22 protein-coding genes are annotated in these 23262 nt (G+C 66.8%); 13 read left to right on the plus strand and 9 right to left on the minus strand.

Annotation, left to right across the window (positions count from 1 at the left end):
• Both K2X24_RS05430 and K2X24_RS05435 read left to right on the plus strand, forming a co-directional pair.
• Window positions 1–380: DUF4344 domain-containing metallopeptidase (locus K2X24_RS05430; protein WP_292495429.1), on the plus strand; the 380-nt coding region annotated here is incomplete at its 5' end.
• Between the two features lie 72 nt (window positions 381–452).
• The gene (locus K2X24_RS05435; protein WP_292495431.1) at window positions 453–1658 is read left to right on the plus strand and encodes an AraC family transcriptional regulator; all 1206 of its coding nucleotides are present in this window, start codon (window positions 453–455) and stop codon (window positions 1656–1658) included.
• Window positions 1659–2653: 995 nt separating this feature from the next.
• Here K2X24_RS05435 and K2X24_RS05440 read toward each other — a convergent pair.
• The 3 genes from K2X24_RS05440 to K2X24_RS05450 form a co-directional block, all read right to left on the minus strand.
• Window positions 2654–2911, minus strand: a complete 258-nt coding sequence (locus K2X24_RS05440) for a hypothetical protein (protein WP_292495432.1) — start codon at window positions 2909–2911, stop codon at window positions 2654–2656.
• A 121-nt stretch (window positions 2912–3032) separates the two neighbouring features.
• Window positions 3033–3455 (minus strand): hypothetical protein, encoded by a 423-nt coding sequence (locus K2X24_RS05445; RefSeq protein ID WP_292495433.1) that lies wholly within the window; start codon window positions 3453–3455, stop codon window positions 3033–3035.
• A gap of 117 nt (window positions 3456–3572) precedes the next feature.
• Window positions 3573–4013: a hypothetical protein gene (locus K2X24_RS05450; protein ID WP_292495434.1), complete on the minus strand. Its 441-nt coding sequence runs from the start codon at window positions 4011–4013 to the stop codon at window positions 3573–3575.
• 425 nt (window positions 4014–4438) lie between these two features.
• Between K2X24_RS05450 and K2X24_RS05455 the strand changes: the two genes are divergently transcribed.
• The 3 genes from K2X24_RS05455 to K2X24_RS05465 all read left to right on the plus strand — a co-directional run bounded on the left by K2X24_RS05455 (window position 4439) and on the right by K2X24_RS05465 (window position 5789).
• Window positions 4439–4942 (plus strand): DUF892 family protein, encoded by a 504-nt coding sequence (locus K2X24_RS05455; RefSeq protein WP_292495435.1) that lies wholly within the window; start codon window positions 4439–4441, stop codon window positions 4940–4942.
• Between the two features lie 235 nt (window positions 4943–5177).
• On the plus strand, window positions 5178–5609 hold the full coding sequence (locus K2X24_RS05460; RefSeq protein ID WP_292495436.1) for a hypothetical protein: 432 nt from the start codon (window positions 5178–5180) through the stop codon (window positions 5607–5609).
• Window positions 5610–5642: 33 nt separating this feature from the next.
• Complete coding sequence (locus tag K2X24_RS05465; RefSeq protein ID WP_292495437.1) at window positions 5643–5789, plus strand: hypothetical protein; 147 nt, start codon at window positions 5643–5645, stop codon at window positions 5787–5789.
• A 71-nt stretch (window positions 5790–5860) separates the two neighbouring features.
• Here the strand turns inward: K2X24_RS05465 and K2X24_RS05470 are convergent, their stop codons facing one another.
• Entirely contained in the window at window positions 5861–7168 is a 1308-nt protein-coding gene (locus tag K2X24_RS05470) for a TAXI family TRAP transporter solute-binding subunit (RefSeq protein ID WP_292495438.1), read from the minus strand.
• Window positions 7169–7839: 671 nt separating this feature from the next.
• Here K2X24_RS05470 and K2X24_RS05475 point away from each other — a divergent pair.
• The 6 genes from K2X24_RS05475 (at window position 7840) to K2X24_RS05500 (ending at window position 15653) form a co-directional block, all read left to right on the plus strand.
• Complete coding sequence (locus tag K2X24_RS05475) at window positions 7840–8724, plus strand: peptidylprolyl isomerase (RefSeq protein WP_292495440.1); 885 nt, start codon at window positions 7840–7842, stop codon at window positions 8722–8724.
• 5 nt (window positions 8725–8729) lie between these two features.
• Window positions 8730–9746, plus strand: a complete 1017-nt coding sequence (locus tag K2X24_RS05480; RefSeq protein WP_292495441.1) for a HupE/UreJ family protein — start codon at window positions 8730–8732, stop codon at window positions 9744–9746.
• Window positions 9747–9768: 22 nt separating this feature from the next.
• Window positions 9769–11718, plus strand: a complete 1950-nt coding sequence (locus K2X24_RS05485; protein WP_292495443.1) for a DUF3604 domain-containing protein — start codon at window positions 9769–9771, stop codon at window positions 11716–11718.
• A gap of 518 nt (window positions 11719–12236) precedes the next feature.
• Window positions 12237–12971, plus strand: coding sequence for an aquaporin Z (gene aqpZ, locus K2X24_RS05490; protein ID WP_292495445.1), 735 nt, complete (start codon window positions 12237–12239; stop codon window positions 12969–12971).
• 40 nt (window positions 12972–13011) lie between these two features.
• On the plus strand, window positions 13012–13983 hold the full coding sequence (locus K2X24_RS05495; protein ID WP_292495447.1) for a formylglycine-generating enzyme family protein: 972 nt from the start codon (window positions 13012–13014) through the stop codon (window positions 13981–13983).
• A complete protein-coding gene (locus K2X24_RS05500) occupies window positions 13980–15653 on the plus strand; it encodes an arylsulfatase (RefSeq protein WP_292495463.1) in 1674 nt (557 codons plus the stop codon). The genes K2X24_RS05495 and K2X24_RS05500 overlap by 4 nt, the downstream gene beginning before the upstream one ends.
• Before the next feature lie 131 nt (window positions 15654–15784).
• Here the strand turns inward: K2X24_RS05500 and K2X24_RS05505 are convergent, their stop codons facing one another.
• The 4 genes from K2X24_RS05505 to K2X24_RS05520 form a co-directional block, all read right to left on the minus strand.
• Window positions 15785–16810: an NAD-dependent epimerase/dehydratase family protein gene (locus tag K2X24_RS05505; RefSeq protein WP_292495450.1), complete on the minus strand. Its 1026-nt coding sequence runs from the start codon at window positions 16808–16810 to the stop codon at window positions 15785–15787.
• Window positions 16811–16949: 139 nt separating this feature from the next.
• Window positions 16950–18170, minus strand: coding sequence for an ATP-grasp domain-containing protein (locus K2X24_RS05510; protein ID WP_292495453.1), 1221 nt, complete (start codon window positions 18168–18170; stop codon window positions 16950–16952).
• A gap of 192 nt (window positions 18171–18362) precedes the next feature.
• On the minus strand, window positions 18363–19109 hold the full coding sequence (locus K2X24_RS05515; protein ID WP_292495454.1) for an ABC transporter ATP-binding protein: 747 nt from the start codon (window positions 19107–19109) through the stop codon (window positions 18363–18365).
• Window positions 19106–20236: an ABC transporter permease gene (locus K2X24_RS05520; RefSeq protein ID WP_292495456.1), complete on the minus strand. Its 1131-nt coding sequence runs from the start codon at window positions 20234–20236 to the stop codon at window positions 19106–19108. Before K2X24_RS05520 ends, K2X24_RS05515 begins: the two co-directional genes overlap by 4 nt.
• Before the next feature lie 130 nt (window positions 20237–20366).
• Between K2X24_RS05520 and K2X24_RS05525 the strand changes: the two genes are divergently transcribed.
• Window positions 20367–20732 (plus strand): hypothetical protein, encoded by a 366-nt coding sequence (locus K2X24_RS05525; protein ID WP_292495458.1) that lies wholly within the window; start codon window positions 20367–20369, stop codon window positions 20730–20732.
• Window positions 20733–21515: 783 nt separating this feature from the next.
• On the opposite strand, the gene K2X24_RS05530 is transcribed toward K2X24_RS05525, so the two are convergent.
• The gene (locus tag K2X24_RS05530; protein ID WP_292495460.1) at window positions 21516–21788 is read right to left on the minus strand and encodes a hypothetical protein; all 273 of its coding nucleotides are present in this window, start codon (window positions 21786–21788) and stop codon (window positions 21516–21518) included.
• A 642-nt stretch (window positions 21789–22430) separates the two neighbouring features.
• Between K2X24_RS05530 and K2X24_RS05535 the strand changes: the two genes are divergently transcribed.
• The coding region (locus K2X24_RS05535) for a GGDEF and EAL domain-containing protein (RefSeq protein ID WP_292495462.1) at window positions 22431–23262 on the plus strand (832 nt) is incomplete at its 3' end.

Genomic DNA, 23262 nt, shown 5'->3' on the forward strand with positions numbered 1-23262 from the left:
TGCTCGGTCGGCAGGAGGACGCGGCCGATCGACTCGCCGCCCTGGTGCTGCTCGAACTCCCACTCGTGCAGGCCCGGCGCGTGATCGACGCCATAGCCTGCCTCTTTCTGAGCCAAGCTCCCGAAGAAACGCTCGACCAAGCCGCGCTCGTCGAAGAGCACAGCCTGACCGCCCAGAGCCTTTACCACCTGCTCCGCCTCGCCTACGGCGCCGACCGCGGAACCTTCGGCCATCTTGTCGAGGCCGGCGCCCTGCCGGAAGCGCGCCGTGCAATGCGGCCCTTCGATTGCCGAACGGGCAATGCACAAGCCGCCGGCTGGCTGCCGTCACTATCGAATATTACATATGACGAAAATCTCTACCTGAATGGTTGTTCGTAATAATAATTTGATCCAGCGCGATGCGATTGGCCTGAGATTCCCGTGATCTGATTGAAATTCGAGGAGAAAGGGATGTTGGAAATGGCCCCTCGCCTTGATCTTCCTCTTGAGGACTCGTGTGAATCTCTCGAATTATTTCAAACGTCGAGTACGGACCTGTCCGCCTGCGCCGGCAGCGACCATGACGGCATCACGCGATCGACCTGTGCCGTTCTTTCGGAACTTGGCGCAGATCCCATTCGCCTCCTGCGCGAGGCGGGTTGCGATCGGTGGGGCGGCGGCGATGGTGGCTCGATGTCGAACGCCGCCCTCGGCCGCTTGCTACAACTGGGCGCCAGCCGTACGCGATGCGGCCATCTCGGCCTCCTCGTGGGGCAGCGCATCACCCTCGCCACGCTCGGGGCAAACAACGTCCTGATCCGGAACGCGGAAACGCTCGGCGACGCGCTGCACGTGTTGGAAACCCGGCCCTGGGCCTGGACGTACGGTTCTGCCGTCCGTCTCTGCGTCGAGGCCGACGTGGCGCTGCTGCACTACTATCCCTACGCGCCCGGCGCGACCGCGGTGGGCCTTCAATCGGAGGGGGCGCTCGCCTCCCTCGTCAACATCGTGCGCGCGCTGTGCGGTGCCTCCTGGGCTCCGACAGAGATCCTGCTGCCACGTGCCCCCCCGGATCAAATCGATCCCTACTGGCACTTCTTCCGGGCACCCGTCCGGTTCGACCAGGAATGGGCGGTCATCGCTTTTCCGTCGCGTCTCCTGGCGCGTCCGATCGCGGGCCAGGATCGAGAGGCCCATCGAACGGCGGGAGCGGACCCGTGGCTGCTTGGGGCTGCCGCTCCGCTCGAGTTGGCGGATCAGGTGCGGCGACTGCTGCGCGCCGAGTTCATCCAGAGCCCATGGTCCGGCCAGGCCGTCGCGCGCCATCTGGCGCTGCATCGGCGCACCCTCAGCCGCCGTCTGCGGGCCGAGGGCACGAGCTTTCGCGCCGTCGCCTCCCAGATGCGATTCGAAACGGCAAAACAACTCCTCGCCGATACCAACATGACGCTGGCGCAGATCTCGGCCTGCCTGGGCTTCTCCGAAGCGGCAGCGTTCACGCACGCGTTCAGACGCTGGGCCGGCACCACGCCCAGCATCTGGAGACAGGCGAGCCGACCGCCGGAAGGCCTTCCCGATCCGATGCTGTCTCTTCCCGTTCGCCGTCCGGGACACCCCGGAGGGACCGACCACCTGGGCGGTCTCAGGCGTGTACCGCTGACGACGGATCGAACATGAGCTGTGACCGCGTTGAGCGAGGATCGGCCGATCCTGGTTTCAGGAGGTCCGGGCCCCCTTGCGGATGCAGGACGGCGCCCTGCTCACGGGCTTTGCCCGGTACATCGGGAGCCTCGCCCCCGAACCCGGCCGATGGTCTCGACGCGCTCCGGAGCCCCCGAGATTCGCCCGCCGTGCCGAGCGATGCCGGTACCGGGGTGCGGTCGTCCGATCTGCCTTGATCAGGCGTCGATGCGTATCGGCGCTTCATCTGATTTCGTTGATCTCAAGCTTATCCATTACTGAACCAAGGAGCATATGATGGCATCGATACGAATAATCTCGTTCGCGACCCTCGCTCTCGCCGTATGGCTGAGCGTAAGTCTGCTCGGCGTTACGGCTACTCAGGCCGCCGGCGGCTGTGGCCCCGGCTTTCATCGGGGTCCGTATGGTGCCTGCCGGCCGAATGCGTACGGTGCGCCGGGCTATTATGGATATCGGGGCGGCGCCTACGGATACCGTGGGGGTGCCTATGGATACCGGGGCGGCGCCCGGTACGGATATCGAGGTGGAGGCGTGTATCGGGGCGGCCAGATGTATCGCGGCGGCCGGGTCGTCGCCGGACGACATGTCGGCGGATACCGGGGCGGATATCGGGGCGGGCGCGGAGGCGGCGGTTTCCGCCGCTGACCGCGCCGATTGCGTTGCGCTCAAGCCGCTCCGGCCGCGCTTTGGTCGGGGTGGCTTGCGCGGTCTCGATGGCGTCCACCCGGTTCCGGGCACATTCTGCTGCGACTGCGGCAAGTCCGCCGCCGCCGTCGTCCGTCACAGCCCGGAGTTCGCGACGTCGCAGCGCGGGTGTTTAGATCGGCGCGGAAACCGGTGCCGCCAGGGGCTTTCCCTTCTGCACCGTGAAGGTGACGACGAGCTTGGTCGCCTGCGACCCGTTCTTTAGCCGATGCGGGACTTCCGGCGGGGTCATCCAGAAGAAGCCGGGCTTGATCGCCTGCGTCGCCTCAACCCTTGATCCGCAATTCGCCGACGCCGTCCAGCGTATAGGCCGCCTCGGTACCGGGATGGTTGCGCCAATCGATGACGACATTCGGCTCGATATCGACGATAAGCTGCAGCGTCTCGTAACCCTCGCCCGGACCGGCGATCCGCCCGATCACCGACCGCTTGAAGCCGCTCGGCGTCTGCGCCGACGCGTCATCCGCGACGAAGCCGATCGCTGGGCAGAGCGCGCAACCGGTGAACATCCGCCTGCTGAACATGCGTGTTCTTCCTCTTGCGTGTGCCGCAAGGATTCCGTGTCCGAGCAGCGCGACTCACCGCGACCATCCAGGGATCCGGTCGGCCGTCTGCCGCGTCTCGAAGCGGATGTTGGGCCGGACCCTAATAGGCGTAAGAGCGCGGACGATGAGGTGGGGCTGGGGGGCCGAACCGCGTCGAGCTCGGAGCTCTGGTCGGAATGGTCGCATGCGCGTCGAATGGCAGAAGAACGGCCCCGGCGGCGATGAAGCCTGCCAGCGCGCGGATATCATCGGGTTGTCGCAGATCGCGCGCGATGCGGTCCGTCTCCCACTGGAGCCGCAGGTTGCAGGCCCGTGAGGGCAAGCCGCCGACGGGCGTGCAGGCATCATGGCGCGCGCAGGCGGCATCGAGGGCATCGACGGGGGGCAACGGGGCATTGTTGCCGAGCCCGCAGTAATTGCCGTGAATCAACGCCGCGGGCTGCTGCAGACCCGACGTTTGTGCCAGGGCGGGCACGCCCAAGCAGGTTGCGAGCAAGAGCGGTGCGGTGATGCGGATGACCATGGCGTTTGACCCAGGATGGTCGGAAGTCACTGATCCAGAGGCGACCGCTCGGGCGGCCGGCTCCGGCCGGATGATCCAGGGCCGAGGCCTCTTCGTCTCGGTTCTGGTGAAACGACGTCAGTACGGACGGCAGGCGCCCGTATAGGTATCGTAGTAGGCGTAGGGGACACAGCGACCGTAGGCGGCGGCGCCGGTGGCGGCCGCGGCTCCGACGGCGGCGGCGCCCAGGCCGTAACCGTAAGGTCGGACGCCGTACCCGTAACGACCGACACCGCCATATCTGCCGACTGCACCGTAGCGCCCGACGGCGCCGTAGCGGCCGCGGTAGCCCGCCGCCCCGTGAAAGCCACGAGCCCCCCCGGCGCGGACGCCCTGGAGGCCGCCGCCTCGAAAACCTCCCGCGCCGCCGTGGAACCCGCCGCCGCGGAAGCCTCCGCCACCTCCGCGGAAACCGCGTGCTTCTGCCACCGCACTGCTCAGGATCAGGGCGGCACAGGCCACTGAGGCAAGCCCCAGAGTTCTTGTGGGCGTCAAAATTCCGATGGGCAAAATATTCATGGAATGATCTCCACGCTGGAGAACGATCGCCGGGCGAGCGAGCGGCAAACGTGAAGCCGTCTCGCGCCTCGGAACCGCATCCGACGCACCGTAACCTCACGGTACCGGCGCTGCTTGATCCCCGGGGACTTGCGGCGGTTTTGAGCCGGGGCCGATGCCGATCATGGCCGATGTCTCGCTCGATCAAGCATGGGATCGCCGCGACCGCATACTGCCTCCTTCGCTTCGGTGCGATGCCACGCGGGACGCTTGCTGGCCTTGCCCTTCCGTCAGCGCGGGGTCGAGCACGGCTTACGGTGGTGGGCGCCTTCCGCTCATCGCGGTGATCGGCGGAACGCTGCGTCCGATCAGGCTCGGTCGCCCGAAGCGGTTCCGGCATCCAGGAGATGCCGTGGTTCGGAACGATGCAGCATGAGGAGATCGCCATGCCGATCAAGACACCGAGAGAACTCTTCGTCCACATGTTGAGCGATGCGCGTCACCACGCGGAACGCGCGACGAAGGTCTACGAGGAGCTGAGCAAGGTCGCGCAAGATCCGGCCATCGAGGAGGCTCTGCAGTCGCGTGCCTTCATCCAAGACAAGACGATCAAATCGCTCGATCGCTGCTTCGAGCTGATCGGCGCGAAACCGGTCACCGCCAACGGCCGGCTTCAAGACGTCTTCCTCGAGGATTTTCGCCGCGAGTTAGCCGAGATCCAGACTCCGGCCGCCAAAGCCCTGTTCGTCCTGATCAAGGCCAATCACCTGATGCATCTGCGCATCGCCGAATATGTGGCGCTCGTCGCCATGGCCGACGTGAGCGGTCATTTCGGGGTGGGCGTGCTTTTGGAAAGCTGTCTCGCGGACAAGATCGCCTTCACCGAACGGACCCGTCGCCTTCTCCGGCGAACGATCGAGAGCAAGCACGCCGTCAAGCTGGCGGCCTGATCCCGACGCGACGGGGACCGGCCCCGTATCAGCCGACCGATCCGGGGTCCTGGGTGTCGGAGCGGACCCCGCCGACCGGCCGATGCAGCCGGTGGGGTCCGGGGATTCGTCCGCGCGGCCGAGCGGACCCGGTGCTTTCCGGAGCTTTGCCGCTCTCGGCAGGATGAGCCTCGACGCGCACCGGAGGCGTGAGCGGATGGACGTTGTGCAGGACGAGCGCCGTGGAGGACGAGCCATGCCCCCGTTGTCTCAAAAGGCGGCGTCCGCCGCGCCGGCTCCCCAGGACCTGGCGCGGCCCGGCGGGAGCGAACCGTCGCGATCTCTGAAGCAACGGGCCGCCGCCGAGGCGAAGCGGTACATCGCCTTCGCAATCTACCTGGTGATCGTCTTCGGTACCTTGATCCTCTTCAGCATCAACATCTACAGCCGGATCGATCGGTCCGTGCCGAACTATCCGAGCTACCACTTCTACGCGCTCGGGCTGATCAACGCCCTGGTGGTGGCCAAGTTCGTGCTGATCGCCGAGGCGGCGAAGATCGGATCGCGCACCTTCGGTCGGCGCATCCAGCGAAGGCCCCTCGTCTACGTGATCCTGTACCGTGCCCTCCTGTTCACGGCTGTCCTCGTGGCGGCTTACGGACTCGAAGAGGTGCTGGTGGGCGCCTGACACGGGAAAGCACCGGGCACCGTTCTGCCGGAGATGGCCGGCGGCCCGCGGGGCGTGCTCACCTTCGCCTGGGTGATGTTCGTGGCGCTTCTCCCGTACTTCGCCTACCGGGAACTCGCTCGCGTCCTGGGCGCCGGGCGCCTGCGCGCCCTGTTCCTCCACGCCCCGGAGAAGCGGTAAACCCGGACCGCGATTCGCCCGACGCAATCCCGGTCTGCCCGCGCGGTCTGCCCGCGCGCGGATCGTCGCCGTTAATGGGCCACCACGAGCGTCGGCGCGGAGGCGAGCGCCACTTCCGGCCCGAGGCTCGCCCGACGGCGATCAAGGGCGTGGCGCGCATGCGCCAGGGCCGTCGAGAAGGCCGACAGGCAATCGGTACTGACGGCGCCTGCCGAGCAGCCCAGCATGGCGGAGACGAGTTCCCGGAATTCGCCCTCCAGGATGGCGAGGCCTGCGCGATCGGCACAGGGCGCTGCCTCGGCGATCTCGACCAACCGCCGGACCGGTCGCCACTCCGCCTCGGACCGGCGCCGCGCCCGACCCGCCGAAGCGGCGGCGAAGAGCGATCCGGCGAGGCTGACCACCAGCCCGCCGAGATAGACATACTGCTGAGCCTGGTCGAAGAAGCTCTGGTCCCCATTGCTCAGATAGGCGGCGACGCCCGGATGAACGGGCAAGAGAGGGCTCTTGTCGTCGGGATCGGGCGCTTCGATCTGCGTGGCGAGCGGTGTCACGGCGGCGAGCTTGGTCTTGGCGGTCAGGATCGACCGGGCGATGGCTGCCGCGACCACGTTGGGCATCAACTCCGATGCGGCGAACCGATAGGTGACCGCGAGCGTCGTCACGGACTCGCTCGGTGTGGCAGGGCGAGCCCGAAACGCACCCACGGGCACGTCGATCGATTCGAAGCCCGGAAACCGCTTGCCGATCGCTTCCGCCTCGTCGAACCCGAGGATGCCCGGGGTGCCCTTCGTGGCGCGCGCGACGGCCGCGACCACGTCGACGACCTCCCCCGGCGCCATGGGACCGACCGCCAGGATGGCCGCGAGCTTCTTCTGTCGAACCAATTGGGCCAGCTCGTCCACGGGAAGTACTGTCCGGCGGACGTCCTTGCCGGGCAGGTTGAAGAAGCTCAGCACCGTGTCGAGCACTTGCGCGTTGGTGTCCTGAAGGCGCCCGGCCACGATGCCGACCGCCCGGCCCGACAGGTTGGCGATCGATTTCACGGGGCTCTGCGGGGGCAGCACGAAGGCCACCACGTCCCTGCGCAGGATCACGATGGTCTGGGCGTTGGCGGGCACCGCCGCGTCGCTGCGCACGATGGCGAGGTCGGTCCGGCGGTCCTCCAGCGTCTTTGCGCTCCCCGCGAGGTCGTCGACCCGTACGAGGTCGAGGTTGACGCGGGGATGCTGCACCTTCGAGACGGACACGAACGCCATGATGAACCGGTCCGCCGCACTGCCGGGTGGACCCAGCGTGATGCGCAGGTTGGCATGCGGCGACCAGAAATGGGCCAGCGCGAACCCGCCCGCCGCGACGAGCAGGATGGCGACGGCCACGAGGGCCCGGCTCCACCGCCTGGGTGGCTTGGAGCCCTGCACTCGGTTGTCCGGTCCTGTCCGGTCGGAACCGGCATCGACGCGCTTTGGGTCCTGCATCGCGCCCTCACGCCGGGATCCTCGGCAGCCCTGAACGGATCGAACGGCGTTATCCTAGCCGGCATCGACGGGCGCGCCTTGACCGAACCGGACAGGAGCCGCGCACACCGCGTGTCTCCTGTTTCGCGGTTCGTGCGCAGGTTCCGCTCCGCGCTGTCTCGCGCGATCAAGCGCGGGCGCCGATTTCCCGGATGATGCGGAGATCCATTCGAGGGCCGGGCGACACACTCCGGCCGAAGCGAGGTTCGAGCCATGACCGGGAAAAGCTGGCGGCTGACACGCGGCGGTCTCATCGCCGTCGTCGCATTCGGGACAGGCCTGATGATCGATGCGCAACCCTCCGGGTGGCTCAGCGGCCGAGGCGCTGTCTCCCAGGCCGAAGCGCGGGTCGGGCGTCCGGCGACCGCGACGAGCGCCGCCGGCGTCGCCCGGCGCGCCTCCCGACGGACTGTTCGGCGCGTCGGGCGCTACTATTAGCGTCGCGGACGAGCGTCATGCCGTCGTCCCGCGCCGAGGCGGCCCCAGCCGCGTCAACGAGCCCACCGGCGAAGGGCCGGCGCGGAGCGGCTCGGATGGCCGATCTGGCGAGGGAGCCGCTCGTGCATTTCCTGCTCGCGGGTGCCGTTCTGTTCGGTGGCTACTCCTGGCTGAATCCTGTCGCGCGGGACGCGCCGGAACCGATCCGGATCGGAGAGGGCGAGGCGCGCTGGGTGCGGGAGACCTTCTCCAGTCAGTGGCGGCGGGACCCGACCCCCGACGAGATGAGCGGCCTCCTCACGACCTTGCTCGACGAAGAACTCCTCGCGCGCGAGGCGCGTGCCCTCGGCCTCGACCAGCACGATACGGTGCTGCGCCGACGTCTGGCGCAGAAGCTCGGCTTCCTCGTCGAGGATACGGCGCGCCTCGTCGAGCCCCATGAGGACGAGCTTCGGCGCTTCTACACGGAGCAGATCGAACGCTACCGGAACGCCCCGCGGATCTCCTTCCGGCACGCCTTCTTCAGCCCGGCGCGCCGGGCCGATCCCGCCGGGGCGGCCGATGCCGCACGAACCGTGCTGTCGTCGGCCGACGGCGATGCGGGATCGACGGTCGGAGATCCCGTCGGGGATCCGCTGGCCCTCGGTGAGGCCTTCACCGACATGGACCTCCAGGGCCTGTCCAGCCTGTTCGGTCCCGATTTCGCCCGGAGCGTCTTCGCCCTACCGGTGGGGGCGTGGAGTGGACCCATCCGATCCGCCTTCGGCACGCACCTCGTGCTGGTGTCAAGCCGCAGCCAGGGCGCGGCGCGACCGTTCGAGGATGTCCGGGGCGCGGTCGCGGAGGTGTGGTATGCGGCACGCCAGCGGGCGCTGAAGGCGGATTACCTCGCCTCGCTCCGCACGAAGTACGGCGTCGTTTGGGAGGTGGGCGCACGACCGGTCCCGGTGGAAGCGCCCGATCGACAGGCCGGGCCGTGACACCGATGACGCGCCGCCGCCGGATCCCGCGCCGCCTGCCGGCATACCTCGCACTTCTCGCCGCTGCGACGGGTCTCGCCTGTTCCGCCGGGTCCGCGCACGAGATCCGGCCCGCCTATCTCGACCTACAGGAACGGTCGCCCGGTCTCTTCGACGTCCTGTTCAAGACGCCCATGCGCGGAGATCTGAGGCTGGCCCTGACGGTCCGCTTTTCGGGCCGGATCGAACCCGTATCCCCGATCCTCGCCCGCAGGACCGGGGAGGCCCTGGTTCAGACGTGGCGCGTGCGCGCCGCGGATGGTCTGGCGGGTCAGACCATCGGGCTCGTCGGCCTCGAGACCACGGTGTCCGACGCGCTGCTGCGCGTCACCTTCGCGGATGGACGCTCCGCCGAGCATCGGCTCACGCCCGCGGCACCGCAGGCCACCATTGCCGCTTCGCCGCGCCGGCTCGGCGTCGCCGGCACGTATCTCTCGCTGGGCTTCGAGCACATCCTCTTCGGGTTCGACCACCTGCTGTTCGTGCTCGGCCTGATCCTGATCACGCCGTCGGCCCGGCAGTTGATCGCCGCGATCACGGCCTTCACGGCGGCGCACAGCCTCACCCTGACGGCGGCCGCGCTCGGCTTCGTGCACGTGCCGCAAAAGCCGGTGGAGGCGGTGATCGCCCTCTCGATCGTGTTCTTGGCGGTCGAAATCCTGCGCATCCGCGCGGGCCGGGCCGGGCTCGCCGCCCGATTCCCCTGGCTCGTCGCCTTCGCGTTCGGGCTGCTGCACGGTTTCGGCTTCGCCGGCGCCTTGAGCGAGATCGGTATGCCCGCCGGGCACGTCCCGGTCGCGCTGTTGTTCTTCAATATGGGGGTGGAGGCGGGCCAGTTGGTCTTCGTCGGCGCCGTGCTGGCCTCGGCCGCCGGACTGAGGCGCCTGATGGGCCAGCTTCCGCCCTGGACGACCCTCGTCCCCCCCTACCTCATCGGAAGCCTCGCGACGGCCTGGGTCATCCAGCGCGTCGCTGCCTTCTGAACTTCGATTCTGGGAGGCACCCATGGTTCAGCACGTGATCCGGACCCTCGCACTCCTCGGCCTGACGGCTCTGCCCGTTACCCCGCCGGCATGGGCCGTCGATGATCCGACGGCGGATGTCGGCACGCTGTCCCGGGACGCCGCCGACCGGCTCTACCCGGCCAAGCGCGCCTACTCGCCCTACGCCGACCGCACCTTCCCCAGCAGGCCGTTCTTCGGCGACACCCACCTGCACACGTCCTTCTCGTTCGACGCCGGTGCCTTCGGGGCGCGGCTCGGACCGGCGGACGCCTACCGTTTCGCCAAGGGAGAGCAGGTCACCGCGTCCTCGGGACAGCCCGCGCGGCTGTCCCGGCCTCTCGATTTCCTGGTCGTGGCGGACCACTCGGACAATCTGGGCTTCTTTCCGGATCTGCTGGCCGGCAAGCCCGGAATCATGGCCGATCCGACGGGCCGGAAATGGCACGACATGATCGTCAACGGCGAGGGGGCGGCGGCGGCCATCCAGATCATCTCGGCTTTCTCGCAGGGGACGTTCCCGAAGGCGCTCGTCTACCGGCCGGACGGCGGAGCCTATCGCTCGGCCTGGCAAGAGATCGTCAAGGCGGCGGACACGGCCGACGATCCCGGCCGGTTCACGGCCCTCATCGGTTACGAGTGGACCTCCAACACCGCAGGCAACAATCTCCACCGTAACGTCATCTTCCGCGACGGCGGACATATCGCCGGCCGGGCCGTGCCCTATACGACGATGGCGCCCTTCGGAAGCGACAACCCGCGTGATCTCTGGGCCTGGATGGCCGCCTACGAAGACAAGACGGGGGGGCGCCTGCTGGCGATCGCGCATAACGGCAATCTCTCCAACGGTCGCATGTTTCCGATGGTCGAGCCCGGCACCGACCGGAGGATCGACCGTGCCTATGCGGAGATCCGCGCCAAGTGGGAACGTCTCTACGAGGCGACGCAGATCAAGGGCGACGGCGAGACCCACCCGTACCTTTCGCCCAACGACGAATTCGCCAATTTCGAGCGGTGGGACAAGGGTAACCTCGATCTCAGCGTCCCCAAGACGCCGGCCATGCTCGCCTACGAATACGCCCGCTCGGGGCTGAAGCTCGGCCTGAAGCTGGAGGCCGAGACGGGGATCAACCCCTACAAGTTCGGCCTCATCGGTTCGACGGACGCCCATACCGGGCTGGCCGCGGTCGAGGAGGAGAATTACTTCGGCAAGACCTCCGCAATGGAGCCGAACGCGGAACGAAGCAGCCGGGTCTTCGTCAAGGGTGCTGCCGGAACGCTCTACGAGTGGGAGACCTCCGCCTCCGGTTACGCCGCGGTCTGGGCGACGGAGAACACCCGCGCGGCCCTCTTCGACGCGATGGAGCGCCGCGAGACCTATGCGACGACGGGCTCGCGCATGCTGGTGCGCTTCTTCGGGGGGTACGCGTTCGAGCCGTCCGACGCCCGGAGTCGGAGCCCTGCGCGCGCCGGCTACGCCAAGGGCGTCCCGATGGGCGGCGATCTCGGCCCGGCGCCCGCCGGCAAGGTCCCGACCTTTCTGGTGGCGGCCCTGAAGGACCCGATCGGCGCGAATCTCGACCGCTATCAGATCGTGAAGGGCTGGCTGGACGAGCGGGGCGAGATGCAGGAGCGCGTCTACGATGTCGCCTGGTCCGGCGCGCGCAAACCGGCCGAAGACGGCAAGCTGCCGCCCGTCGGCAACACGGTCGACCTCGCCAGCGCGACCTGGAGCAACACCATCGGCAGTCCCGAACTGATCACCGTCTGGGAGGATCCCGACTTCGATCCGCGGCAGAGAGCCTTCTATTACGGTCGTGTCCTGGAGATTCCGACGCCGCGGTGGACCGTCTACGACGCCAAGTATTACGGGCTCACCCTCAAGCCTGAGGTTCCCACGACGATCCAGGAGCGCGCCTACACCTCGCCGATCTGGTATTCGCCCGCCGACTGATGGACGACCGCGTGAAGTGCTGACCGGCGCCCGCCTGGCATTACGGTCAGAAACGGCATTGCCGGCAGCGCCGACCTGCAGGGCGTGACAGCGATCCGGACTGCTCAGGCGTGCCGATGCGAGCCTCTGGCCAACGGGGACTCTTGCCGATGCGCAAGTCCAGCCGGAGCCGGATCCAACGATGACAGGATAAGGCGCTCGGACCAGAAGGCGTCGGCATTACGAGGGAGGATTTACCCGAATCACCGATGCGGGAAGACTTGCATTGATCCAGCGCAAACCGGAGTCTGCACTGCCGTGGCACGAAATCTCATCGCGCCCAGATTCAACGCATACTCAGCCAAAGATGCCGTGAGGCCCTTCATGCAAGCCGGCTGTCCGGCATCAGGTCTTCCCTTCTCCTGACCCGGCATCGCCGCGGGCTGTCGTTAGGCCGCGGGAGGGTCCGGTACGGCACTCGTTCCCTTCGCGCGAACGCGCTTCCGGGCGGTGACGCCGCCCCATTGCAGGAGGCTTTTATGGATATCCGCAAATGTGCCGCCGAAGCCATGGGCACGTTCTGGCTCACCTTCGCGGGCTGCGGCAGCGCCGTGATCTCGGCTGCGTTCCCGCAAGTCGGCATAGGTCTCCTCGGCGTCGCCCTCGCCTTCGGCCTCACGGTGGTGACCATGGCCTATGCGATCGGGCATATCTCGGGTTGCCACCTCAATCCGGCGGTGACCTGCGGGCTCGCAGCGGGAGGCCGTTTTCCGGCCCACGACATCGCGCCCTACGTGATCGCCCAGGTCATCGGCGGACTTGTCGCCGCGGCCGTGCTCTACGCCATCGCCAGCGGGGCACCGGACTTCTCCGTGGAGAAGGGTTTTGCCGCCAACGGCTACGGCGAGCATTCTCCGGGGCACTATTCCCTGATGGCGTGCCTCATGGCGGAGGTCGTGCTCACCATGATGTTCCTGTTCGTCATCATGGGCGCGACCCACGGCAAGGCACCGGTCGGTTTCGCGCCGTTGGCTATCGGGCTCTGCCTGACCCTCGTGCACCTCGTCGGTATTCCGATCACGAATCTGTCGGTCAACCCGGCGCGCAGCACGGGCCCCGCCCTGTTCGTGGGCGGATGGGCGCTGGGCCAGCTCTGGCTGTTCTGGGTCGCCCCGATCCTCGGCGGGGTGCTCGGCGGTGTTCTCTACCGCTGGCTGAGCGAGCAGCCCTCGGTACAGGTCACCGGCATGGCGCCGCCCACGCCGGCGGAATGAGCGCGTCCGCCTTGTCCCGCTGCCTGCCCGGGAGCACGCGATGGCGTCCGCAACCGATCTCGACCGATCCATTGGCCCGGCGATCCGCGACGATATGGTCTTCGTGCCGAGTGGGACCTTCCGCATGGGCTCGGACCGGCACTATCCGGAGGAGGCGCCGGTTCACCGAGTCGCCGTCGATGGCTTCTGGATCGACCGGACTCCCGTGACGAATGCGCAGTTCCGCGCGTTCGTGCGGGCCACCGGCCATGTGACCGTGGCCGAGCGCAAGCCATCGGCGGATGCCTATCCGGGTGCCCTGCCGCAGATGCTGAGGGCCGGGTCCCTCGTGTTCAGGTCGCCGAAGGGCCCTGTCGATCTGCGGGATGTCCGGGCGTGGTGGCGCTTCCGGTTCGGGGCCACATGGCGGCGCCCCCTTGGTCCGGGTTCGTCCATCGCCGGACGCGACGATCACCCGGTGGTGCACGTCGCCTACGCCGACGCCGCGGCTTATGCCGCCTGGGTCGACAAGGATCTGCCGAGGGAGGTCGAGTGGGAATACGCGGCCCGCGGCGGTCTGGATGGAGCGGAGTTCGCCTGGGGCGACGCCCTGACACCCGGTGGACGACACATGGCCAATACCTGGCAGGGGGCCTTCCCGTACGAAAACTTGGCGGAGGACGGCTACGCCGGCACCTCGCCGGTGACCGCCTTTCCGCAAAATGGCTACGGCCTGTCCGACATGATCGGCAACGTCTGGGAATGGACCGCCGATTTCTTTGCACCCCACCATCCGGCCGATGTGCCGAGGCAATGCTGCACCCCGCGAAACCCTCGCGGCGGCTTGGAGGCGGAGAGCTACGATCCGGCGCAACCCGCGCTTCGCATACCCCGCCGGGTGATCAAGGGCGGGTCGCATCTGTGTGCGCCCAATTACTGCCGCCGCTACCGCCCGGCCGCGCGCCACCCGCACCCCGTCGATACCTCTACCAGCCACATTGGCTTCCGCTGCGTGAAACGGAGAGGGCCATGACAGATCCAGTGCCGTCGATCACCACCTCCGACGAGACAAGATCCCCAGGGGGCATCGACCGTCGGAGCATGCTTCTCACGGGAACGGCGCTCGTCGCCTCCATCGCCGGCGCGGGGCCCTCCTCGGCTCAGGTACAGCAGCCGGCCCCACCCCCTCAGCCGGCTCCCGTTCGGACGGGCACCACCGGCCGGCCGGTCAATATCCTGGTCATGTTCGGCGACGATATCGGACAAGCGAATGTCAGCGCCTACACCTTCGGCGTGATGGGATATCGGACGCCCCATATCGACCGGATTGCCCGCGAGGGCATGATGTTCACGGATTACTACGGGGAGCAGAGTTGCACGGCCGGCCGCTCCGCTTTCATCACCGGGCAGTCGACCCTGCGCACCGGCCTGTCGAAGGTCGGTCTTCCCGGAGCCACGGTGGGCCTCCAGAAAGAAGATCCGACCCTGGCCGAACTCCTGAAGCCGCTCGGCTACGCGACAGGCCAGTTCGGCAAGAACCACCTCGGCGACCGTGACGAATATCTGCCGACGAACCACGGCTTCGACGAGTTCTTCGGCAACCTCTACCACCTCAACGCCGAGGAGGAGCCCGAGCAGCGGGCCTACCCACGCGATCCCGCATTCCGCAAGAAATACGGCCCGCGCGGCGTCCTGCGGGCATCGGCGGACGGGACGATCGAGGATACCGGCCCGTTGACCAGGAAGCGAATGGAGACGATCGACGACGAGACTTCGGCCGCCGCCATGGACTTCATGGAGCGTCAGGTCCAGGCCAACAAACCGTTCTTCTGCTGGTTTAATTCGACCCGCATGCACTTTCGGACACACGTTGCGGACAGCCGCCGAAGTGCGCCTGGCCTGACCAGTCGTACGGAGTACGCGGACGGCATGGCCGAGCATGACGGTCACATCGGACAGCTCTTGCAGAAGCTCGACGCGCTCGGCATCGCCAACGACACCGTCGTTCTCTACACGACCGACAACGGTCCCCACCTGAACTCGTGGCCGGACAGCGCGATGACGCCGTTCCGGAACGAGAAGAACTCCAACTGGGAAGGCGCCTTCCGCGTGCCCTGCGTGATCCGCTGGCCGGGCCGCATCGCGGCAGGATCCGTCTCGAACGAGATCGTCAGCGCCCTGGATTGGCTGCCGACCCTGATGGCCGCCGTGGGCGACTCCGAGATCACGGAAAAACTGCTCAAGGGTCATACGGCGGGGGCGCGGACCTTCAAGGTCCGCCTCGATGGCTACAACCAGCTTCCCTATCTCATGGGCCAGCAGGATCGCGGAGCCCGCAAGGCGTTCTTCTACTTCAACGACGACGGCGACTTAGTCGGGATGCGGTACGAGAACTGGAAGGTCGTCTTCGAGGAACAGCGCGCTCCGGGCACGCTGCGGATCTGGGCCGAGCCGTTCACCCGGCTCCGCGTGCCGAAACTGTTCGACCTGCGGGCAGACCCCTACGAGCGGGCCGACATCACCTCGAACACCTACTACGACTGGCTGATGTCAAACGTCTTTGTCATGGTCCCCGCACAAGCGGAAGTCGCGCGTTTCCTCGATACGTTCCGCGACTTCCCACCCCGCCAGCGGGCGGCAAGCTTCAGCATCGATCAGATCCTCGAGAAGATGAGACAGGCGATGGACGTCCCGTCCCGGTGACGCAGCTGCGCGGCGCCCCGGCGCGCCGCTCCGGCCCGGTGTCGCCGCGGATGCGCCCAGGGATGCCATCGCGCCCATCGCGCCACCTTTGGCGTCGGGCAGGCCCGGCCGCGCCGTCCGGATCGGGCCGATCAGGATGCAAAGCCGGTGCTGCGGGCCGTTGCGGCCACCTCGGCGCGCGGGACGGACTTGCCGGTCAACCACGCCACCGCGAGCACCAGTGCTTCGTCGATCGGTCTCGGCGCGTACCCGAGTTCCCGGCGCGCCCTGCCGTCGTCGAGCGCCGTGGAACGCAGCGCGAGGCGAACGCCCTCGCGCACGGCCATCGGACTCCGATGCGAGATGTGATCCGCGACCCACTCGGCGACGATCGCCACCGCCATGGCGAGGCTGCCCGGCAGGGCGATGGACGGCATGGGTCGGCCCGTTATCCGCTCCAGCCTGGAGAGGAGCTGCCGCAAATGCACGGTTTCGCCGCCGAGCACGTAGCGCTGCCCTGCCACACCCTTCTCGCCGACCAGACGCAGCCCCTCGGCCACGTCCCGGACATCGACGAGGTTGAGGGTGCAATCGAGGAAGAAGGGCGTATGCCCGGTTACGAACAGGGCCAGCATCGCCGCGGGTGGCGTCATGTTCCAGTCGTCCGGTCCGATCGGCACCGTCGGACTCGCGATCACGACATTGCCGCCCGCCCGCGCCGCGGCAAAGGCTGCCTGCTCGGCCAGCCATTTCGATCGTGTGTAGGGACCGGCCATCCGATCCAGAGGTGGGAGGTCGTCATCGCGGACCTGCGCATCGGTCCCGGATCCCGTGAACAGGACCGCTTCGGACGAGCAATGCACGATCCGTGCTACGGGCGGTGCTGCGGCCAGGAGGCGCTCCGTGCCATGAGCGTTCACGCGGGCCAACGCTCGGCGATCGGCGGCCCACAAATGCGGGTCGCCAGCGAGATGATAGACGCGCTCGATCCCGACCAAAGCGGCCGAGAGGGCAGCATCGTCGAGGATCGAGCCGCGACGATACTCGACGCCAGCTGGAAGGCCGCGCGGATCGCCGCAATCGAGAACGCGTACGCGACGCCCGGTGGCTATGATCGACTGGGCGAGCTGGCGACCAATGAAGCCGCATCCCCCGGTGATCAAATCGACAGCATTCATCGGACTTCTCCAGGTTGCAACGCTATGCTGGTAGTCCAGTGATCGATTGCATTGATCTCAATCAAGCCGAGAATCTAAAACATATCATCGATCTCGTATTGTATAAACGATCAAATGCTGCGGTCTTGGGTGGGTCGGCTCAACCCATAGATCGAATTCTTCGCATTGCTTCCTGGGTCAGGAGATGGGCGCCCCATCCCTGTCGTGCCAGCGCCGGCGCGCAGCCCGGCCGGGCGAGGAGCATCAGCGCCGCGCCGACTACCGGCACGACGCTCACGGGGTCGAGACGCGCGGGCGTCAACTCTTCCTGCGCCTGTGCCAGAGGTCGTCGGCGGTCGACGAGCTGCATGAGCGCCGCGACGAGATCGCGTCGGCGGCCACTGCGGAGCGCCGTGCCGAGGATGACCTGCAGAGCGAGGCGTGTGCGAACCCCCGTCCGGCCCGTGAGGCAGTGGCCAATGCGTTGACCGGCAGACACGCGGACCAACAGGTCCGCGAGGTTGAGGCCCGCGAGGCTGGCGGCCATCGGTTCGACGAGGCGCGGGTTGCCGTCGATGTAGAGCGGATGTTCGCCCCTGTCGTCGATGAAATAATCGACCGACAACGCGCCGTGCCAGGAGAGATGTGCGCCGATTCTCGCAAGATCGTCGGCGACATTCGGCCGGTGGACACTCTCCTTGAGGGCCGCGCCCCCTCCCGCTCCCTCGATGAGCCTGCGCGTGGCGTGGAACCCGACGAGCCGCCCATCTTGGAAAACGGCCTGCGCTTGCTCCAGCGGCGCGGACACCCATGCCTGAACGAGAATGGGCTCGCATGTAATCGCCCCTCGCGAGAGTTCGGCAGCGGCCCGGTCCCGGTCGGCCTCGCAACGGATCAGCCATGTGCTGCGGCTCGCCGTGCCGAGTGCGGCCTTCACCACGAATGGGTAGGCCGCATGCCGCGCAAGGCTCTGCGTATCGTCGAGAAACCGTGTGGGCGGCTGCGCGAGCCCGAGTTCGCTCAACAGGCTGCTGAACCCGAGCTTCGTCAGGACGCGCTCGTAGCTCTCGAGAGCGGGAACGGCGAAGGCGACGAGCGGGCGCAACTCCTCGGCCGAGCGGGCGATGAGATATCCCTGCTCGTGAATGGGCAGCAGGACATCGAATGCCTGCCGGGAGAGCGTCGCGTGCAGAAACCGTCGAAATCCCGCCGGGTCCGTGCCGAGGGCCGGGCAGCGGTAGCGGCGGAGGACGAGGCGCGAGAACCGCCCGAGGCATATCCGGGCCGGATCGCAGAAGGCGACGTCGTGCCCTGCGAGCGCGAGGGCCGTGATCGCTTCGCGCGCAGACGTGCTGCTGCCCTCGGTCAGGAGTACGCGCATGCGGTACTCGTCGCCCTCGGGAGACCGAGAGGGGGGCCCGAGGTCCCGAGGCAGGCGACGCGGCGTTCGGCGCACATCCTCTCCCCGCTCCTAACGCTGGCCGACCCTGGCGGTGCCGAACCCCGGTGGACCATGACGAGGCGGGTACCGAGGCCACACCTGCTCAACCCAGATGTTCCTGTCACCGGTCGATCATGGGTTGGTGGCCGTCTGCGGACCGGCGCCTTGGGCATTCGTCACGCGCTCGGGCGGGGGCGGCCGTTCCTCGTGCGTGATCGCGCCGTCCTCGATATGCACGATCCGATCGGCGAAGCGGAAGAGACGCGCGTCGTGGGTCACGACGAGGACGGCCCGCCCGCGCTGCTTGGTCGCCGACGACAGGATGGCCATGATCGCCCGACCGTTCTCCGAGTCGAGCGCGGCCGTCGGCTCATCCGCGAGGATGACGGACGGGTCGGCGACCAGCGCGCGCGCGATCGCGACGCGCTGCTGCTCGCCGCCGCTCAGTTCGCGCGGGAAAGACTTGAGCTTGGCGGAGAGGCCGACATCGGCGAGGACCGCGGCGCTCTTCGCGATCGCCCCCGCCCCGCGCTCGCCGCGGATGTCGAGGGCAAGCTGAACGTTCTCCGCCGCGGTGAGCGTGGAGAACAGATGATAGGATTGGAAGACGAAGCCGATGTGTTGCCGCCGGATGGCCGCCAATGCCTCGGGCCGGGCATCTCCAGTCGGGACACCGCAGACCCGTACGGTGCCGCTGGTCGGCGTCAGCATGCATCCGAGAATGGACAGCAGGGTCGTCTTGCCGCTGCCCGATGGCCCGACCAGGACGGTCAACTCGCGGGCGCGGACGACGAGGTCGAGCGCTCGCACAGCCTCGACACGGGTTGGCCCGTGCCCGTACAGCTTACACACCCGCGTGGCTTCGATCGCGGCACTCATCGCGTGAGCACGCTCGCGGGATCGACCCGGACGATCCGGACGATCGAAGCGATGCCGGAGGCGACGCTCATCAGCAGCGTGAGTACGAAGGCGACGGCCACCAAGGCGGGCGTGATCATGACCGGGGCGACGCTCGTTGCCGTGAGACGCTCGACCCCGATACTGACCACGGTGGCCACCGAGAGGCCGATGAGCGCGTTCACGAGCGCCTGAAAGGCGATGACCCTGTAGATGTACCGGTTCGAGGCACCGATCGCCCGCACCATGGCGAATTCGTAGAGGTGCTCCTTCGTGCTGGAGTAGAGCGTCTGGGCGATGATGACGGTCCCGACGATGATGGACAGCAATGCGCCCGCGACGAGCGCGGCCCCCGCGCCTGTCCGGTACAGCCAGAAATCGCGGGATCGCGTGCGAAACTGATCCGGCGTGAGCGCTTCGATGCCGGAGACACGTGCCTGCGCCTCGCTCCGGATGCGCTCGACGTCGGCTCCGGGCTTCACCCTGATGAGGAAGTACGTGACCAGATTGGCCGGTAACCCGACATAGGATCGGGCGCTGCGGAAATCGGTGAAGACGTAGGGCCGTGTCGTGAAGGAGCGCAGCCCCGAGGTGACCGCTCCGACCGTCACCGGGTGCCCGCGAACCTCCGCCGTCTCGCCCCGTGCGGACACGCCAAGCTGGTTCGCGTAGGACCGTTCGAGCGTCACGGTGCCCGGGGTTTTGAGATCGTCGAGGCCACCCTCGACGATGTTCCACGGCGCGAGGCCATTCACCGGGTCCGACGCGATGACGAAGATGCCGATCAATCCGCCTTCCGGCGGCAACCATGCCGAGAAGCCCGCGACCACCGGGATGGCTTCCGCCACGCCGTCGACGGCACTCAATTCCCGGCGCATGTCCGTATCCAGAATCGAGATGTCCTCGAAGTACTGGGTTCCCTTTGAGACGATCCATAGATCGGTCGACGTATGATCGACGACCAGCGTCACCATTCGCCCGAAGCCGTGGAACAAGCCCATCTGCACGAGGATCAGGACGACCGAGAGCACGATACCGGTCACCGCGGCCATGAACCGAAGCCGATCCTGAAGCAGATTTCGCAGTGCCAGCGTCAGGACGAGCGGCATCCCGGTACCCGGTATCGACGGTCATCGTATGAATTCGAACACAGATCTCCGCCGTCGAGCTTGATCTGCATCAATGACGCAAGCCCAAAGCTGTCATCGCATAGGCGCCGGTTCCAGGCTGGAGACTGACATGCGCTGCTGGTCGGGTGGAGCCGTCGCTGCCGCAGCGATGGTGCTGGGCGCCTCTCCCGTTTGGGCGGAGGGCGCCTTCGAGGGGCGCTACCTGCAGAACCGGCCATGCCGTGGTGACAAGTCCGACCCTGCAAATCTCAAGGTGACGATCACACCGCAACAGATCGCCTACGGGGGCGGAACGTGCGCGATCAGGTCGAGGCGCGGCGAAGGCAGCCAGCTCGCCTTCAACGTTTCATGCCGCTTTCGTAGCGGCAGCACGATGGGGTCGGACATCGTTTTCACACGCCAGCGAGCCGGCGTCTGGCACATGACCCAGGGCGACGGTGATTTCGAAGCCGATATCTACAGGTGTCCAGACTAAACCCGCTCCGTAAGGGATCGAAGCAGAGCCCACAAAAGCCATCCGTGCGCGTATTGGCAATCGTTCTCCGGCAGAGGATCCGGGCCAGCCTGCGGAGTCCGAGAGCGATGGTTCGGCTCCAAGGATTCCGGCCGCCACCACCGGGGGAACCCCGTGCGATGTAGTCTTACGTCGCGGTGTCCGTATTCTCGGCGGCTCGCGCTGGCGTGGAGACGAAAGCCTCGTTCGCGCTGTCCGACCAAAGCGACGGCAGCGCCGATTTCCCGGGCGAGGTTAGTAATCGTCAATCTGCAATGTGGAGAGCGATCAGGGTTTCGACCCGGGCGCCGACCTCGCGTCTGAAGCTGCGCCGATTCGTGCCTTGTCGCCACGACGGTGAGCATTCGAGATCGCCAAGCTCTGCATCGTGCGCGCGTGCGGCCTCTGCGAAACATGGCCTTCACCCTTCCCTTGGGGTCGGAATGTCCGAAAAAGCTGCGCTCGGCGTGCATTAGGGGGCCGGACCGCGGTCAAAGGCGAGGGTGCCGCGGCCGAGGCCTGCGCGAACGAGAATGCGAGCGAATCGGCGGCGGTCGAGGGCGTTTTCCACGTGCAGAGGGGCCAGCATCACTGCGCGTCGGCGGAGGAGGCCGACGACCCACGGCACGATGCAGGTGGCTGCAGCAGGAAGTCCGAGCCGGGAACCGTTTGGTCCGGGGCGCCTCTCATGACTGGATCGAATCACACAAGATGCGATCCGACGACAAAGTACGAGAGATCAAAAAATGCCCTCTCCATGCACGTCTAGACAACATGGAGAGCAGCGCGGCGGCGGATCGCGTCGGTGTATATGGATCGGAAAAAAGATAATTGGGATTTTGCTTCCTGCGGGCTCTGGTAGGACCAAGACAGCAGGGTCGCGCCCGTTATGATGTCAACATAAGCAACGGTTTTGCCATTCGCGATGAGATTTCCGAATTTTCGTTCCTCGAACTCTGCCGCTTGCAAGGCGCCACGTGGCGTTCGGGTTTCGACGATTTCGTTCCAGAATTCGTGTGTAGCAATGTGATCTTCCACAAGCCCATCTCCAGATCCGAGATCTCACGACGAAAAAAGGATACCATCGATCCACAATAAAAAAATTACAGATGTTAGCTAGGGTGGCATTGCGGTAGTGCTACTTATGAGATCCTAAAACAACTTCTATAAATAATCAAATGTTTCGGTGTGGAATTGGTTGTGTGATCTGATGGATGTGGATCTGCTGCAATAGTGATCGGATTTGCATCCTCCTCTCGTGAAAACCCTCATCTCCCTCGGGAATGCTGACCGCGGACGCTTCGCATAACGGTGCGACGAAGACGTATGCGAATGGGGCCACGAAAAATTGTGCCATGCTTGGCGCGACCGCTATTAGCAATGCTGGCATGGGCTGTTCGGGAGGCACGGGGGCGGCCCCTCGTCCTCACGAAGGGCTACGGGTCAGCGGCAAGCCATCCGGCCTCCGCCGGTAGCGGCAGGAGGCTTGGGGCGGTGGATCTTGGGACGGTGGATCAGGTGACGGACAACGGCGGCGACGCTGCAAGAACCCAGTCGTTACCGACGTTCCTCTCCGGCGGTGGCCGGATGGGCGCAATTCTACGCGGTCACGACTGGTCCGGGTCCTCGCTCGGGCCGCCGGAGGCTTGGCCGGCGGGCTTGCGTTCCACCGTAAGTCTGATGCTGGGCTCCCGCTTCCCGATGTTCGTCGCCATCGGCACCGAACTCGCCCTCGTCTACAATGACGCCTATGCCGAGATCCTCGGGCTCCGGCACCCGGCCGCGCTCGGTCGGCCCTTCCGCGACGTGTTCTCGGATGTCCTGGCTCACGTCGAGCCCCTGGTCGAGTGCGCGCTCGCGGGCGAGGCGACCTGGTCCGAGAACATGCCGTTCGTGATCGACCGACATGGCTACGCGGAAACGGCGTCCTTCACGTTCTCGTATTCACCCCTGCGCGATGACGCGGACCGGGTCATCGGCATCTTCTGCGCCTGCGCGGAAACGACCGCCCAGGTCTCGGCGCAGGCCGATCTCGGCGAGTCGGAAGCGCGCCTGCGCCTCGCGACCGAGGCTTCGGACATCGGGTTCTGGAACGTCGACGTCGTGAACGACAAGGCCTTCTGGCCTCAGCGCGTCAAGGCGATGTTCGGCATGTCGTCGGACGCTCCCGTCTCGCGAGCCGAGTTCCTCGCCGCCCTGCATCCCGACGACCGTGAGGCGACGATGGCGGCCTTCAGTGCCGCGCTCGACCCGGAACGACGCGCGCCCTACGACGTCGAGTATCGCACGATCGGCCGGGAGGACGGGCTCGTCCGCTGGGTCGCCGCCAAGGGGCGCGGCCTCTTCGAACGCGACCGCTGCGTGCGCGTGCTCGGGACCGCCATCGAGATCACGGACCGCAAGCGGTCCGAGATGGCGCTGCGCGCCAGCGAGGAACAGTTCCGGGTCCTGTCCCAGGTGTTGCCGAACCTCGTCTGGACCACCGATGCGGCCGGGAACGCCGACTGGTTCA

It is taken from the genome of Methylobacterium sp. (genome assembly GCF_019750675.1).
GTDB lineage: Bacteria > Pseudomonadota > Alphaproteobacteria > Rhizobiales > Beijerinckiaceae > Methylobacterium.

Excerpts from the sequence above, each read along its gene's own strand:
- K2X24_RS05435 (WP_292495431.1), top strand. The coding sequence starts at position 453 with ATGTTGGAAATGGCCCCTCGCCTTGATCTTCCTCTTGAGGACTCGTGT.
- K2X24_RS05440 (WP_292495432.1), bottom strand. The coding sequence starts at position 2,911 with ATGTTCAGCAGGCGGATGTTCACCGGTTGCGCGCTCTGCCCAGCGATC.
- K2X24_RS05445 (WP_292495433.1), bottom strand. The coding sequence starts at position 3,455 with ATGGTCATCCGCATCACCGCACCGCTCTTGCTCGCAACCTGCTTGGGC.
- K2X24_RS05450 (WP_292495434.1), bottom strand. The coding sequence starts at position 4,013 with ATGAATATTTTGCCCATCGGAATTTTGACGCCCACAAGAACTCTGGGG.
- K2X24_RS05455 (WP_292495435.1), top strand. The coding sequence starts at position 4,439 with ATGCCGATCAAGACACCGAGAGAACTCTTCGTCCACATGTTGAGCGAT.
- K2X24_RS05460 (WP_292495436.1), top strand. The coding sequence starts at position 5,178 with ATGCCCCCGTTGTCTCAAAAGGCGGCGTCCGCCGCGCCGGCTCCCCAG.
- K2X24_RS05465 (WP_292495437.1), top strand. The coding sequence starts at position 5,643 with ATGGCCGGCGGCCCGCGGGGCGTGCTCACCTTCGCCTGGGTGATGTTC.
- K2X24_RS05475 (WP_292495440.1), top strand. The coding sequence starts at position 7,840 with ATGGCCGATCTGGCGAGGGAGCCGCTCGTGCATTTCCTGCTCGCGGGT.
- K2X24_RS05480 (WP_292495441.1), top strand. The coding sequence starts at position 8,730 with ATGACGCGCCGCCGCCGGATCCCGCGCCGCCTGCCGGCATACCTCGCA.
- K2X24_RS05485 (WP_292495443.1), top strand. The coding sequence starts at position 9,769 with ATGGTTCAGCACGTGATCCGGACCCTCGCACTCCTCGGCCTGACGGCT.
- aqpZ (WP_292495445.1), top strand. The coding sequence starts at position 12,237 with ATGGATATCCGCAAATGTGCCGCCGAAGCCATGGGCACGTTCTGGCTC.
- K2X24_RS05495 (WP_292495447.1), top strand. The coding sequence starts at position 13,012 with ATGGCGTCCGCAACCGATCTCGACCGATCCATTGGCCCGGCGATCCGC.
- K2X24_RS05500 (WP_292495463.1), top strand. The coding sequence starts at position 13,980 with ATGACAGATCCAGTGCCGTCGATCACCACCTCCGACGAGACAAGATCC.
- K2X24_RS05505 (WP_292495450.1), bottom strand. The coding sequence starts at position 16,810 with ATGAATGCTGTCGATTTGATCACCGGGGGATGCGGCTTCATTGGTCGC.
- K2X24_RS05510 (WP_292495453.1), bottom strand. The coding sequence starts at position 18,170 with ATGCGCGTACTCCTGACCGAGGGCAGCAGCACGTCTGCGCGCGAAGCG.
- K2X24_RS05515 (WP_292495454.1), bottom strand. The coding sequence starts at position 19,109 with ATGAGTGCCGCGATCGAAGCCACGCGGGTGTGTAAGCTGTACGGGCAC.
- K2X24_RS05520 (WP_292495456.1), bottom strand. The coding sequence starts at position 20,236 with ATGCCGCTCGTCCTGACGCTGGCACTGCGAAATCTGCTTCAGGATCGG.
- K2X24_RS05525 (WP_292495458.1), top strand. The coding sequence starts at position 20,367 with ATGCGCTGCTGGTCGGGTGGAGCCGTCGCTGCCGCAGCGATGGTGCTG.